At 45.8% G+C, this 13846-nt stretch carries 10 protein-coding genes; 7 read left to right on the plus strand and 3 right to left on the minus strand.

Features of this window, described 5'->3' with window-relative positions; genetic code table 11:
• The first annotated feature begins 9 nt into the window (after positions 1–9).
• From DBZ36_RS04500 to cysB, 6 genes are all read left to right on the plus strand, one after another.
• Positions 10–711, plus strand: coding sequence for an ABC transporter ATP-binding protein (locus DBZ36_RS04500; RefSeq protein ID WP_120353729.1), 702 nt, complete (start codon positions 10–12; stop codon positions 709–711).
• A 1-nt stretch (position 712) separates the two neighbouring features.
• Positions 713–3229 carry an ABC transporter permease gene (locus DBZ36_RS04505; protein ID WP_120353730.1) on the plus strand — a complete coding sequence of 839 codons (2517 nt, stop codon included), beginning with the start codon at positions 713–715 and terminating at the stop codon, positions 3227–3229.
• A gap of 184 nt (positions 3230–3413) precedes the next feature.
• A complete protein-coding gene (locus DBZ36_RS04510) occupies positions 3414–4061 on the plus strand; it encodes an OmpA family protein (protein WP_120353731.1) in 648 nt (215 codons plus the stop codon).
• 1 nt (position 4062) lies between these two features.
• The gene (locus DBZ36_RS04515) at positions 4063–5778 is read left to right on the plus strand and encodes a DEAD/DEAH box helicase (protein WP_120353732.1); all 1716 of its coding nucleotides are present in this window, start codon (positions 4063–4065) and stop codon (positions 5776–5778) included.
• A gap of 20 nt (positions 5779–5798) precedes the next feature.
• Complete coding sequence (locus DBZ36_RS04520) at positions 5799–7724, plus strand: alkaline phosphatase D family protein (RefSeq protein WP_233558094.1); 1926 nt, start codon at positions 5799–5801, stop codon at positions 7722–7724.
• Positions 7725–7822: 98 nt separating this feature from the next.
• Positions 7823–8809 carry an HTH-type transcriptional regulator CysB gene (gene cysB, locus DBZ36_RS04525; RefSeq protein WP_120353734.1) on the plus strand — a complete coding sequence of 329 codons (987 nt, stop codon included), beginning with the start codon at positions 7823–7825 and terminating at the stop codon, positions 8807–8809.
• Here the strand turns inward: cysB and DBZ36_RS04530 are convergent.
• From DBZ36_RS04530 to pabB, 3 genes are read right to left on the minus strand one after another with little or no spacing between them, the layout of a single operon-like run.
• On the minus strand, positions 8806–10164 hold the full coding sequence (locus tag DBZ36_RS04530) for an L-serine ammonia-lyase (protein ID WP_120353735.1): 1359 nt from the start codon (positions 10162–10164) through the stop codon (positions 8806–8808). The genes cysB and DBZ36_RS04530 overlap by 4 nt on opposite strands.
• A 43-nt stretch (positions 10165–10207) precedes the next feature.
• Positions 10208–10768 (minus strand): CoA pyrophosphatase, encoded by a 561-nt coding sequence (locus DBZ36_RS04535; RefSeq protein ID WP_120353736.1) that lies wholly within the window; start codon positions 10766–10768, stop codon positions 10208–10210.
• Positions 10753–12144 (minus strand): aminodeoxychorismate synthase component I, encoded by a 1392-nt coding sequence (pabB, locus tag DBZ36_RS04540; RefSeq protein WP_199711769.1) that lies wholly within the window; start codon positions 12142–12144, stop codon positions 10753–10755. Before pabB ends, DBZ36_RS04535 begins: the two co-directional genes overlap by 16 nt.
• A 154-nt stretch (positions 12145–12298) precedes the next feature.
• Between pabB and DBZ36_RS04545 the strand changes: the two genes are divergently transcribed.
• Positions 12299–13837: a fumarate hydratase gene (locus DBZ36_RS04545; protein ID WP_120353738.1), complete on the plus strand. Its 1539-nt coding sequence runs from the start codon at positions 12299–12301 to the stop codon at positions 13835–13837.
• The last annotated feature ends 9 nt before the right edge of the window (positions 13838–13846 follow it).

Consider the following 13846-nt stretch of genomic DNA (forward strand, 5'->3'; position numbering starts at 1 on the left):
GAGGGATCAATGCAGCCAGAATGTTTAATACAAGCGACGCAGCTCAATCATAACGTGGAAACTCAAGCAGGCAAACTAGCCTTGTTACACGATATCAATTTGAGTATTTACACCGGAGAATCCGTCGCCATTGTTGGGGCATCGGGTAGTGGCAAAACCACCTTGCTGGGTATGCTAGCAGGTTTAGATACACCTAGCACGGGTGATGTAAAACTATGCGGCAAACAATTACGTGAACTCGATGAAGAACAGCGGGCTCAATTGCGCCGCGAATCTATCGGTTTCATTTTCCAACAGTTTTTATTGGTGCCAGCGTTAAGTGCACTTGAAAATGTGATGTTGCCAGCTGAGCTTAAAAACCAAGCCAACGCGCGCGAACTAGCTCTCGATTGGCTCGATAAAGTTGGGCTTTCCAAACGAGCCGATCATTATCCTAATCAACTTTCCGGAGGTGAACAGCAGCGGGTTGCTATTGCTCGCGCATTTATAAGCCAACCGGCGGTGTTGTTTGCCGATGAGCCTTCAGCGAACTTAGACCGTGAAAATGGTTTGCTCATTGAGAAACTATTATTCGACCTAAACCAACAAAGCAAAACAACCTTGGTACTCGTGACTCATGAACCTGCACTTGCGCAAAGTTGCCAGCGAATTCTGCGTATGGATCAGGGGCGTTTAACTGAATCTTCGGAAGCTAGCGCCGAGGAGCAATAACATGTTTAGTTTATCTTGGCGTCTATTTCGCTCAGAGCTACGCCGTGGTGAGTTAAGTATTATAGCTGCCGCTATTGTTCTGGCTGTTGTGTCAGTTTGGTTGTTCTCAAGCGTAAGTGCTCGTATAGAGCGTGCTATCGTTAGCCAAAGCTCCAGTTTTATTGCCGCTGACCGCGTACTACGAAGCGCCCACGAAATTGAAATTGATTTGTCAGCTCAAGCTAACCAGCGAGACTTAGGTTACGCCGAACAACTGGTCTTTTCGTCCATGCTATTTGCAAATGACGATTTCAAATTAGCCAGTGTAAAAGCGGTGAGTTCCCAATACCCACTGCGCGGACGTTTAAGTATTAGCGAGCAGCGCGAAGTTGGGGAAGAACGTGAAGTAAAAGCGCCCAACATAGGTGAAGCCTGGTTGGCAGAGCGGCTGTTCTACCAAATGGACTTAAACGTTGGCGATCCCATCTATATTGGAGATTTACAGCTTAAAATTGCGGGCCGAATCACCCAAGAACCTGATGCACCGTTTTCAGTATTTATGGCGGCCCCCCGTGTCATTATCAACATCGATGATGTTGAAGCCACCGGGGTCGTACAACCGGGAAGCCGTTTAAGCTACCGTTATATGTTTAGTGGCCAGCCGGCTGCTCTTGATGGACTAGGCGAATGGCTTAAACCACAGTTGCAAGCCAACCAAAGTTATCGGGATGTGAGCTCTGGTAGCTCTGCGCTTGCGCAAGCCTTACAAAAATCAGAACAGTTTTTATTACTTGCAGGCTTGATTGGGGTGCTTTTGGCTGCTACAGCAGTGGCCGTGGCAAGTAAGCTCTATGGCCAGCGTCACTATGATTCGGTTGCTATCTTTAAGGTCCTTGGAGCTTCGCGTAGTCAAGTTAGGCGCATCTACATAGGGCATCTGAGTTTAGTGATCACGGTTTCAATTATTGTCGGTCTGCTGCTTGGCTTGTTATTGCAGGTACCTATTGATAGCTATGTTCAGCAAGCACTGAATATAGAAATGGCTGATACTGGCTACAGACCCTTATGGTTAGCCGCTCTGAGTGGCTTAGTGTGTGGTTTTGGCTTTTCGCTTCCCCCGCTAGCACAACTGTTCTCAATTGCACCCTTACGCGTCATTCGCCGGGAGCAAGAACAAAAGTTTCAGGGTAAATGGCAGCACTTGTTGGTTGTTGCTGTGGCGGTGTTTGCACTACTGTTACTGTATAGCAATTCCTTAGTACTCAGCGCGATCTTATTTGGTGTGGGTATAGCGGTAGTGGTGATGTTGTTACTGTTGGGGCGATTGTTTTTGTTTTTTAGTCGAAAACTCAGCCAAAGCTTTGGTCAAAGTGCGCTTAAACTTGCTGCGGCAAGCTTACAGCGAAATGCCCGTGATAATGCAATTCAGTTGATAGGCTTTACCATCGCGATTCAACTGTCGTTGGTAGTCTATGTGGTACAAAACGACCTGATCGGACAATGGCAAAGCCAACTACCCGAGGGTACGCCTAATCATTTCGTGCTTAACATCGACAGTGATGCGTTGCCTGTTGTAGAACAAGCTTTTGCAGCGCAGGGCATTAGCGATGCGCCTTTGTATCCGATGCTGCGAGCACGTTTAACCTCGATTAATGATGTGGATGTTGCCCAAGGCGGTGATGGGGTAGGCGAATATGTTGATCCCGATGACGGCAAACAGCAAGAACAGCGGCGTGGCGTAGGGCGAGAACTAAATCTAAGTGCTACCTTAGAATTGCCTTATCGCAACGAAATACAACAAGGCCAGTGGCTTACCGATACGAGTCAAAACAGCGCGTCAGTTGAGTTAGAATTTGCTGAACGCCTAGGTCTTAAAATGGGTGACAAACTCAAATTCTTGTCTGGAAATCAGAATTTTGAGGTGACCATCAGCAGCATCCGCAGTTTAGATTGGTCGACAATGCAGCCTAACTTTTATGTCATTCTGAGTCCTGATGTCATAGAGCAACTAAATGTTAGCTATATGAGCGCGTTTTTCCTCGAACAAAACCAGCAAGTTTGGTTAAGTGAACTACTTAACCAAGTGCCCACGCTGATTGTTATTGATGTAGCTGCAATTATTGGACAAGTGAATACAGTTGTAGGTCAAATATCCTTGGCGATGCGTTTTGTACTGGTGGTTGTGGTACTGGCGTCTCTCTTAGTGCTGTTAGCGCAGGTTCAAGGCTCACTTGAAGAGCGCCGTAAGCAAACAGTGATATTACGCACTATCGGCGCCTCAGGAGCATTGCTAAGAAACGCAATTTTCTATGAATTTTTCTTGCTAGGTGCAATAGCCGGTCTAATGGCAGCAATTTCGGCCCAAGTTATTATCGCCTTATTGCAAATTTGGGTCTTAAGTATGCCACTAAGTATCAACTGGATGCTTTGGCTAGTGGGTCCATTGAGTGGCGGCTTGCTGGTTGCGATTAGTGGCTGGCTAAGTACGCGGAGTTTATTGCGCTTAAAACCATCTCAATTGGTGAGACAATTAGGTTAGCTTAATGCCAAAGCACTATAAGAGTGTGGTGATATTGGAGCTTGAAAAGCAAGTAACAAAGTCATCGCGCTCTAGTACGAGCCAATGCTATGATCGCATCTGTATTCATGCCTTCTGGCAGAGAAGCAAATTGAATGTGCCTTCGTGCTTGCTTGTATAGTCTCAAATTATTAAGGATTGGATTGTGAAAAAGATATTAATTGTTAGTGCATGCGTCGTTGCCTTATCGGGTTGCCAAACCACACGGCCAAATGCCACGACAGGCGAAATGGAAACCAGTAATACTACAACCGGTGCACTTTTAGGTTGTGCTGGTGGTGCAATTATTGGAGCCATTGCAAACAATGGTAAAGGCGCTGCCATTGGTTGTGCTGCTGGCGGTGTGACCGGTGGAGTGATCGGTGCTCAAATGGATAAAACCGAAGCGGCTTTACGTCAAGAGTTAGTTAACTCAGGTGTTCAGGTTAAGCGTAATGGCGACCAAATACAGCTGATCATGGCGAACGCCATTGCTTTTGAAACCGGTAAAGTCGATTTATCTCAAAGCATTAAGCCTAGCCTTAACTCGGTGATCAAGGTGATGGCAAGATACCCAGACACCAATTTGTTGATTGAAGGGCATACCGATAGCGTTGGTAGCGAAAGTAGTAACCAAGTGTTATCTGAGCGGCGCGCATATGCAGTCTCAAACTACCTCAATGCGAATGGATTTGACGCCAACCGCAGTCGCGCTGTGGGCTTCGGAGAGCTAAGCCCGATGTGTGGTAACGACAGCGAACAGGGCAAAGCTTGTAATCGACGTGTTGAACTAAAGATTACCCCTAAAACATAGTTTGAAGCTTCGTAATTATCAACAAGATGCAGTCGATGCAACCTTAAAACATTTTCGCCGCAGCGACAAAGCTGCGGTGATTGTTTTACCAACGGGGGCCGGTAAAAGTTTGGTGATAGCGGAGCTAGCTAGGCTGGCGCGCTTTCCGATAATTGTGTTGGCGCACGTTAAAGAACTGGTTGAGCAAAATCACGCAAAATTTGTACAATTGGGCTTATCTCAGCAGGGCTTAAAAGCTGGAGTTTTTGCTGCGGGTTTAGGTAAAAAGCAAAGTCAATTTCAAGTGACCTTTGCCAGTATTCAGTCAATCACGCGCAATCTAAGCGCATTTGATGGGTACTATTCGTTGCTCATCGTTGACGAGTGTCACCGGGTAAGTCTTGATCAAGATAGTCAGTACCAGCAACTCATCACGCATTTAAGCATTACTAACCCACGCTTAAAGGTACTGGGATTAACCGCAACGCCCTACCGACTCGACAAAGGTTGGATTTACCAAAAGCACTACCACGGTTTTTATCGTAGCGAGTCCGAGAAAATGTTCGAACGCTGTATTTTCGAGCTGCCATTGCGACGTTTGATAAAAGATGGTTTTTTAACTGAACCCAAAGTGATTGATGCACCAGCTGCTCGATATCAATTTGATGAACTACCAATCCAGTTTCAAAATGCCCAACTTGAGCAGTTTCTCAGCCGTTATGCGCGTATCACTCAAGCAATTTGTGCACAGATAAAAAGCCTTGCAGAAGACCGACAAGCGGTGATGATTTTTGCTGCAAGTGTCAAGCATGCTCAAGAGATCCAAAGCTATTTTGAGCCCAAGCAATGTGCGCTGATTACCGCTGAGACACCAATGCTTGAGCGAGACCAATTGATCCAGGCTTTTAAAAACAAAGAACTAAAATTTTTAGTCAACGTGTCGGTACTGACCACCGGGTTTGATGCGCCTCACGTTGATATGATTGCAATTCTACGCCGCACCGATTCCGTGAGTCTGTATCAGCAAATAGTTGGGCGAGGTTTGCGACTTGCTGACAATAAATCCGATTGCTGGGTGATTGACTATGCGGGAAATGGCTACGACTTATACCAACCTGAAGTTGGCGAACTTAAACCGAATGCTCAAAGTGATTTGGTCCAAGTTCCTTGCCCACAATGCGACTTTGCCAACTTGTTTTGGGGAATCGTCGATAGCAATGGACATATTATTGAGCACTATGGTCGACGATGTCAGGGGGAGGTCGAGCAGCAGCAATGCGACTACCGCTTTAAGTATAAAGTTTGTCCCAATTGTGACGGCCAAAATGATATTGCCGCGCGCGAATGTACCCATTGTGGTACTGCATTAGTTGATGCGGACAAAATGTTAAAGCAAGCATTAGCGTTAAAAGACCGCAAAGTATTGCGATGCAGTGGGATGAGCGCCAGTGTCAGCGGCAACAAATTGCGGCTAGTCTATTATGATGAAGATGGAGCCGAGCTTAGCGAGAGTTTCAATTTTGAATTTGCCAACACCCACAAAAAATTTGAACAACTATTCTTTAGAACCATATTAGGGCAAGCTTTTAGTTATAAAGAACCCTTGGTTATTGCAGATAAAATTGACCAGCTAGTTGCACCTGATTTTGTGATTGCGCGTAAACAGAAATACTATTGGAAAATCGAACACCGTATATTCGACTATAAAGGCAGTTTCCGCAAAGCAAATCAGCTTTAAGGCATTGTAGTAGGGGCATTATGATGACAATTGATACTAAGTCTTTGGTAATAGCGGGCCCAATCTTACGTCAAGTAGGACCGAAACGATTCTGCTGTTGGATTGCCACGCGTGCACCGGTAGCTATAGCGGTCACCTTTAAAAGTACTACGAGCTTTGAATTGAAGGTAGACCCTACCACGCTTTCCAGAAGTACTCGCACTCTGCGGGCAGCCCAACACTTACACTACCAACTTATTGATTTGCATCTAGTTGATGAATTCCCGCAACAACAAGCAATATTCTACGATTTACAGCTAAAAACTAATGACAGTAGCGATTGGAAAGGGCACCAAAATTGGGCATCTTGCCTGGTCTACGAACACCAGAACCTGCCATTTTTTATCGTAAATCCTCAAGTCAGCAATATTTTGCATGGCTCATGCCGTAAACCTCACTTTGATAGCCCAGACGGACTTGTACGAGCAGATCAGTGGTTAAGTCAGCAGCAGCACGGCGATTGGCCTAGTTTGTTGATGATGAGTGGTGACCAGGTTTACGTGGATGATGTTGCAACCCCAATGTTGGTCGCCATTCATCAATTAATAGCAAGCTTAGGCTTTAATCCCGAACAATTTAGCCAAGCCAATATAAAAGATTGCAGTCAGTTGCATAGCAAACATCAACACTATATGTCCCGTGAGCAACTATTGCCTGATATTGAGTCAAATCAAGGCATGCTGAATGTTTTGTTTAAAGGGGTTAAAAAGCCAGTTTTTACCAGCGACAGTGCCCACAATCATCTGATTTCTTTAGCTGAAATGCTGAGTATGTATCTATTGGTATGGTCTCCTGAGGCATGGAGAGACATAGACATGCCAATGCCTAGCGGGCTAAACCCAAAACAACAATTGGAATTTGAAGCTCAGCTGCAAATTATTGAGAACTTTAAGTCACAGCTAGCGAAGGTTCAGCGTTTACTTGCCCATTTGCCCACGGCGATGATGTTTGACGATCATGATGTGACTGACGACTGGAATCTAACCGCCGCTTGGGAAGAAACAGCCTATGGGCATCCATTTTCAGAACGCATATTGGGTAACGCCTTGTTAGCCTATCTCATCAATCAGGGGTGGGGAAATGAGCCTGATCACTTTCCCGAATCGTTACTTGATAGAGTACAGCATGTCTTAGACGCGCCCGGAGACGAGCGACATCAACAACTGTTATCAGATCTGCAGCGCTTTCATCAATGGGGTTATCAATGGCAGACGCAGCCTCCACTATTAGTATTAGACACTCGAACTCACCGCTGGCGTAGCGAACGCAATTTTAATAAACCTTCGGGTTTAATGGATTGGGAGTCGCTCACTGATTTGCAGCAAAGCCTATTGGGTCAAAATGCCGTGATCATGGTCTCGCCAGCTCCGGTATTTGGAGTCAAACTGATTGAGTCTATCCAAGCACTGATGACTTTTTTTGGAAAGCCGCTAATGGTCGACGCGGAAAACTGGATGGCCCATCCAGGTTCGGCAAGCGCCTTAATGAATCTATTTCGGCATCCAAAAACCCCGAAGCATTTCGTTATTTTATCCGGTGATGTCCACTATAGCTTTGCCTACAGCGTTGAACTAAGGGGCCGACGCGGCGGGCCAGACATATGGCAAGTGACTAGCAGTGGTTTAAAAAACCAGTTTCCAACCCGGCTTTTGGATGTACTCGATCGTTTGAATCGTTGGCTATTTTCGCCACGCTCACCACTTAATTTGTTCACTCGGCGACGGCAAATGCGCATTATCCCGCATAAACCTATCGGCAGCGATGCAGGAGAACGTTTAGTGAATTGCTCGGGCATTGGCTTGCTCCAATTACGAGAAGATGGTTCAGTTAAAAAGATTGTCCAACTTGGTGCCGACGGTAGCACAATTGAGTTTGAACTTGATGAAGATCAAGCGCGTTGGGAATAGCTGTAAAATATCCTTATAAAACAGAGACTAAAATTCGCTTAGCTGGGATAAATCCTATGCTATTATAGGCTCACTGTTGAAAGGGAATTGTTGCCGCCATGAAATTACAACAACTGCGATATGTCGTTGAAGTTCAAAATAATAACTTAAATGTCTCAGCCACGGCGGAGAGTTTATATACCTCGCAGCCTGGTATATCCAAGCAGATCCGCTTGCTTGAAGACGAATTAGGTGTGCAAATCTTTAAGCGCAGTGGTAAACATCTAAGTAAAGTGACACCAGCAGGCGAAGAAATAATACGCATTAGTAGTGAAATACTTGCCAAGGTAGAAAGCATTAAAGCTGTTGCTCGCCAGCACACTCATCCCGATCAAGGCTCCTTAAACATATCGACAACCCATACCCAAGCCCGTTACGCATTGCCTAGCGTGATCAAAGGCTTCATTGAGCGCTATCCAAATGTGTCCTTGAATATGCACCAGGGGACGCCAAGTCAAATCAACGATGCGGTCGCCAAGGGAAGTGCGGATTTCGCAATCGCCACCGAAGCCTTACACATATTTTCAGATCTTGTGATGTTGCCTTGCTATCACTGGAATCGCAGCATCTTAGTTAAGCCTGACCATGAGCTTGCAATTAAACATGCGAAAGGTGAAGCAATTACGATTGCAGACTTGGCCAAGTTTTCGATTGTTACCTATATTTTCGGATTTACCGGTCGCAGTGATTTAGATGAGGCATTTGGCGAAGCCGGAGAAACCCCACACATCGTGTTTACCGCAACAGACGCGGATGTGATTAAGACCTATGTACGCGTCGGAATAGGGGTAGGGGTGTTAGCAAGTATGGCGATTGACCCGAATCAAGACAGCGATTTAGTCGCCATTGACGCAAGCCATCTTTTCCGCTCCAGTACAACCAAGATCTGTTTTAGAAAAGGAACCTTCTTACGCACCTATATGTATGATTTCATTGAGCGTTTCGCTCCGCATCTAAGCCGGGACTTAGTTGACAGAGCGGTTATGGCAAAAACAGTTGACGAAGTAGAACGTATCTTTGAAGGTATTGAGTTACCGCAGCGTTAACATTCGATAATGTTAACCGCCAGCCCTCCACGGGATGTTTCTTTGTAGTTGCTTTGCATATCGCATCCCGTTTGCCACATGGTTCGAATCACTTTATCTAATGAAACCTTGTGGTCTCCGCTACCGCGCAGCGCCAATCGTGATGCATTGATCGCTTTCATGGCACCCATGGCATTACGCTCGATACAAGGCACTTGTACCAACCCGCCAATAGGGTCGCAGGTAAGTCCCAGATTGTGTTCCATACCGATCTCAGCAGCATTTTCTATTTGCTGAGGGCTTGCACCAAAGATGGCTGCTAATCCGGCCGCTGCCATTGAACAGGCAACTCCAACTTCCCCCTGACATCCCACTTCAGCGCCGGATATCGATGCGTTAAGTTTGTAGAGCGAACCGATAGCGGTAGCGGTTAAAAAGAAGACTTTACAGGTTTCTGGGCTTAGTGGTTCTACAAATTGATGATAGTACTGAAGCACCGCGGGAATAACCCCTGCGGCACCGTTGGTTGGGGCTGTGACCACGCGGCTACCCGCTGCATTTTCTTCACTGACAGATAAGGCAAACAGATTTACCCAATCTAAAACATTAAGGGGGTCTTGACTCAACGACTGCCCCGCACGAAGTTGCCGCGCAAGGGTTGGAGCTCGGCGCGCAAGTCGTAATCCACCAGGCAAAATTCCCTCTGTGGTCATGCCACGCTTTACGCTGTCTTGCATGGTGAGCCAAATGGAGGCGATGTACTGGTCAATTTGCTCCTGACTGTGGGCGCAACGTTCGTTTTCTTCAACTAAGGCGGCGATACTTTTGCCTTGTTCTTGGCAAATCTCTAGCAATTGTTTAGCGCTGCTATAGGGATTAACAGCTTGGTACTGATTGGTTTCGACCACGATGCCTTGTTCAGTGATGTAACCGCCGCCGACGGAGAAGTAAGTTTTCTCTAAGCATTCACCATCGTCAAATTCGATAAAAAAACGAAGCCCATTGCTGTGTTCCTCGAGCGTGGTCTTATGCTCGAATAAAATGGCACCGTGTTTTGGAAAATCAATGATATGGCTGCTGTTTAAGCGTAACTTTTGGTCGCGCTCTACCTCGAGGAGTAGTGTATCGACTTGATTAATGTCGATACTTTGAGGGTGCTCGCCCAGCAAACCTAAGATAATGGCTTTACCGCTTCCGTGTCCTTTGCCGGTTGCCCCTAGCGAACCGTACAGTTCAACGCGAAGGTTTTTTATGCGTGCAAGTTTGCCTTGCTCGCTTAGCTCATTTACCAAGCGGTGTGCGGCTAACATTGGGCCAACAGTATGCGAGCTGGATGGCCCGATACCGATTGAGAACAAATCGAAAACACTGATCATCGAGTTAGTATTCTTCTAAATTAATAAGGATAGACAGCGTATTCTAAAAGCCTTGGCAATGAATCGCAAAATTTCTCAAGATGTGAGCTGTAGCACCCCATATTATATGCTGCTGTTGTTTAACAAAATAAACATCTTGTTCTAGTCCATTTCGTTTAAAGCGATAGCTCTGGTAATTATCTTGATTTAATAAAGGGGCCAAAGGCAGTTCAATTATCTGTTCAACTTCATCTGGATTGGCTTTAAGTACAGGGCGGGTGGCCAAGGTGGCAACAAAGGGGGTCACATTAAAACCACTAACTGTCATCTGTGGCCTCATCTGTCCAATAACTTGGGCGCTGTCCATGGGTAAATCTATTTCTTCGTTACTTTCTCGTAGTGCTGTGTATTCCAAATTGTGATCACCAAGATCAAAGCGACCACCTGGAAAACTAATCTGTGAAGGATGGTGGCGCAGGTGAGCACTGCGCTGCGTTAAAATCACCCACCACTGGTCATTTTTTTGGTAAAGCGGGATTAACACCGCAGCATGTTTAAAGCGCTCTTGGGGATCAGAAGCTTCTATCAGCGGTTGTAGAACAAAGCGATTTACGAAGTGCTGCATTTATTGATGTTTTCCAAAGCGGGTAATATTTTACTCAATTTATCAAAACACTCTTGGTATTCCGCGTCAAGCTGGGAGTCAACGACAATGCCCCCGCCAGCCCAGCAATATGCGTTGTTGTCTTCGAATATCAAGGTTCGAATGGTGATATTTGTGTCCATGTCACCATTGGCACTGATGTAGCCAATCGCGCCGCAATAGGCACTGCGACGGTGTGGTTCGAGTTCTTCAATGATTTGCATAGCCCGTACCTTTGGGGCTCCGGTTATTGATCCGCCAGGAAATAATGCCCGGAGTAAATCTTCGGCGCTATATTCTTGTTTTAGTGTTGCGGTAACCGTACTAACCAAATGGTGGACCGCTGGGAAGCTCTCTATGGTAAACAGTTCAGGGACGGTGACACTGCCAGTTTGAGCTACTTTCCCAATGTCATTTCTTAGCAAATCAACGATCATAAGATTTTCAGAGCGGTCTTTCTCTGATAGTTCTAGTTCGGTTTTGAGTTGTTGATCTTTAAGCGGGTCATTGCTACGCGCAATCGTTCCTTTGATCGGTTTGGTTTCAATGCTACGACTGCGTAGTTTAACGAAACGTTCCGGAGATACACTAACGATGCTCGACTGAGGTAGGTTGATAAAGCCACCAAATGGCGCTTTATTAGCAATCTGAAGGGCTTGGTAGGCAGCCCATGGCTGACCGCTATATGCTGCTTTAAAACGTTGAGTGAGATTGATTTGATAACAATCACCACTAAGCAGGTAGTCCTGTACTTTTTTAAAGCGCATGGCGTAGTCTTGTTTAGATAAGTTACTTTGCCACTTTTGCTCAAGTTTAAAGGCTGGTGTTTGTTGCTGTGTGTTCTGGTGCAACTGGGTGAGCCAAGCTAAACGACCTTGCATTTGCTGTTGTGCATCGTGTTTGTTTAGGGAATTAACCACCAAGGTCGATTCGTTAGTTTGTTGGTCGCTAATTAATGCCCAATCGTAAATACCAATGCCCATAAGCGGGGTGTTGAGTTCATCTATTGCAGTGTTGGGTAAGGGTTCAAGAAAGCGTCCTAAATCATAACTCCACAGTCCGGCTGATCCACCAATAAACGGAAGTTCACTAACTATCTGGGTATCGAGCAAGCGGGTGCGTAGTTGTTCAATGAGGCTAAATGGATCGTCTTGGTTATGGCTACGTTCACCATTGATTGCAACTGAATTTCCGTGAGTGAAGGTTTCGACTGTCGCTATCGGTTGCGCTAATAAAATATCGAAACGCGAATTTGGGTGAGTATTCGACCCAGACTCAAATAACATCGCCCATGATTTATCGGAAATTTTGGCGAATAATTGCTTCGCAGAGTAGGGAACAACTTTGGTTTCAATCATTTTTTCATTAATTCATTCATTGGGCTGTTAAAAACGAGAGCTCAGCTTATGGCGACTCAGAGATGGCAAGGTTATCATAGGCGCAACTTTTCTAAACATTGCTTTTATAAGAAAAAGTACCCTTGGTATTCAAATAAGGAAACGTGGAGCCACTATGACTATAATCCGAGAACAGGATTTCATTGAGAGTGTTGCCGATAGTTTGCAATACATTTCGTATTATCACCCGCTTGATTTTGTACAAGCGATGGAAAAAGCCTACAACAAAGAACAAAACCCGGCCGCAAAAGATGCCATCGCGCAAATTTTGATTAACTCTCGCATGTCGGCTGAAGGTAAACGCCCCATTTGCCAAGACACTGGTATTGTGACTGCATTCGTTAAACTAGGTATGAAAGCTCAGTTTGATGGCGAAATGACAATTCAAGAACTAGTCGATGAAGGTGCCCGACGAGCGTACACCCATCCTGATAATCCATTGCGGGCTTCAATTGTAGCTGACCCTAATGGTAAACGCCTTAACACCAAAGATAACACTCCTTGTGTTGTTCATGTTGAAATGGTTAAAGGTAACGGCGTTGAAGTTATGGTAGCCGCTAAGGGCGGCGGCAGTGAAAACAAATCTAAAATGGTCATGCTTAATCCCTCGGATTCAGTGGCTGACTGGATTGAAAAAACCGTACCCACCATGGGCGCAGGTTGGTGTCCACCGGGCATGCTCGGTATAGGCATTGGCGGCACTGCTGAAAAGGCAGCGGTGATGGCCAAAGAAAGTCTTATGGATCCTGTAGATATTCAAGAATTAATGGACCGCGGTGCTAGTAATGCCGATGAAGAACTACGGTTAGAAGCTATGCAACGTGTGAATGCCTTAGGTATTGGTGCGCAAGGGCTTGGCGGTTTAACAACTGTATTGGATATAAAAGTTAAATCTTGTCCAACCCATGCGGCTTCAAAGCCAGTCGTGATGATTCCTAACTGCGCGGCAACCCGCCATGTTCATTTCCATCTCGATGGCAGTGGGCCGGCAGATATTACGCCTCCAAAATTGAGTGATTGGCCAGAAATCACCTGGGAAGTTGGCGATAATGTACGCCGGGTTAATGTTGATCAGCTGACCAAAGAAGCTATTCGAGAATGGAAAATGGGGGATACGGTTCTACTAAGCGGAAAAATCCTCACCGGACGCGATGCGGCACATAAACGTATTAAAGAATATATGGATGCTGGTACGCCATTACCAAACGGCGTGGACTTCAGAGGACGTCTTATTTATTACGTAGGCCCAGTTGATGCTGTGGGCGATGAGGCGGTTGGGCCAGCAGGGCCTACAACGTCAACTCGAATGGATAAGTTCACCGATATGATGCTCGATCAAGCCGGATTACTAGGCATGATTGGTAAAGCCGAACGCGGGCCTGAAACAGTTGAGTCGATTAAAGAACATAAGTCAGTTTATTTAATGGCAGTTGGTGGTGCCGCATACTTGGTGGCTAAAGCGATTAAGAAAGCTAAAGTGGTCGCTTTTGAAGATCTCGGAATGGAAGCGATTTACGAATTTGAAGTCGAAGACATGCCAGTGACAGTAGCTGTTGATAGTAACGGACATAGTGCCCATGTTAGTGGTCCTGCGGTTTGGAAAGCGCGCATCGAAGAACTAGATGATGCCTTAAGTGGCCGTCTAATCCCATAGATTAGAATT

This window comes from Alginatibacterium sediminis (assembly GCF_003610775.1).
Taxonomy (GTDB): domain Bacteria; phylum Pseudomonadota; class Gammaproteobacteria; order Enterobacterales; family Celerinatantimonadaceae; genus Alginatibacterium; species Alginatibacterium sediminis.

What these genes read in the sequence shown, in the direction of transcription:
- DBZ36_RS04500 (WP_120353729.1), top strand. Translation starts at nt 10, where the DNA reads ATGCAGCCAGAATGTTTAATACAAGCGACGCAGCTCAATCATAACGTG.
- DBZ36_RS04505 (WP_120353730.1), top strand. Translation starts at nt 713, where the DNA reads ATGTTTAGTTTATCTTGGCGTCTATTTCGCTCAGAGCTACGCCGTGGT.
- DBZ36_RS04520 (WP_233558094.1), top strand. Translation starts at nt 5,799, where the DNA reads ATGATGACAATTGATACTAAGTCTTTGGTAATAGCGGGCCCAATCTTA.
- cysB (WP_120353734.1), top strand. Translation starts at nt 7,823, where the DNA reads ATGAAATTACAACAACTGCGATATGTCGTTGAAGTTCAAAATAATAAC.
- DBZ36_RS04530 (WP_120353735.1), bottom strand. Translation starts at nt 10,164, where the DNA reads ATGATCAGTGTTTTCGATTTGTTCTCAATCGGTATCGGGCCATCCAGC.
- DBZ36_RS04535 (WP_120353736.1), bottom strand. Translation starts at nt 10,768, where the DNA reads ATGCAGCACTTCGTAAATCGCTTTGTTCTACAACCGCTGATAGAAGCT.
- pabB (WP_199711769.1), bottom strand. Translation starts at nt 12,144, where the DNA reads ATGATTGAAACCAAAGTTGTTCCCTACTCTGCGAAGCAATTATTCGCC.
- DBZ36_RS04545 (WP_120353738.1), top strand. Translation starts at nt 12,299, where the DNA reads ATGACTATAATCCGAGAACAGGATTTCATTGAGAGTGTTGCCGATAGT.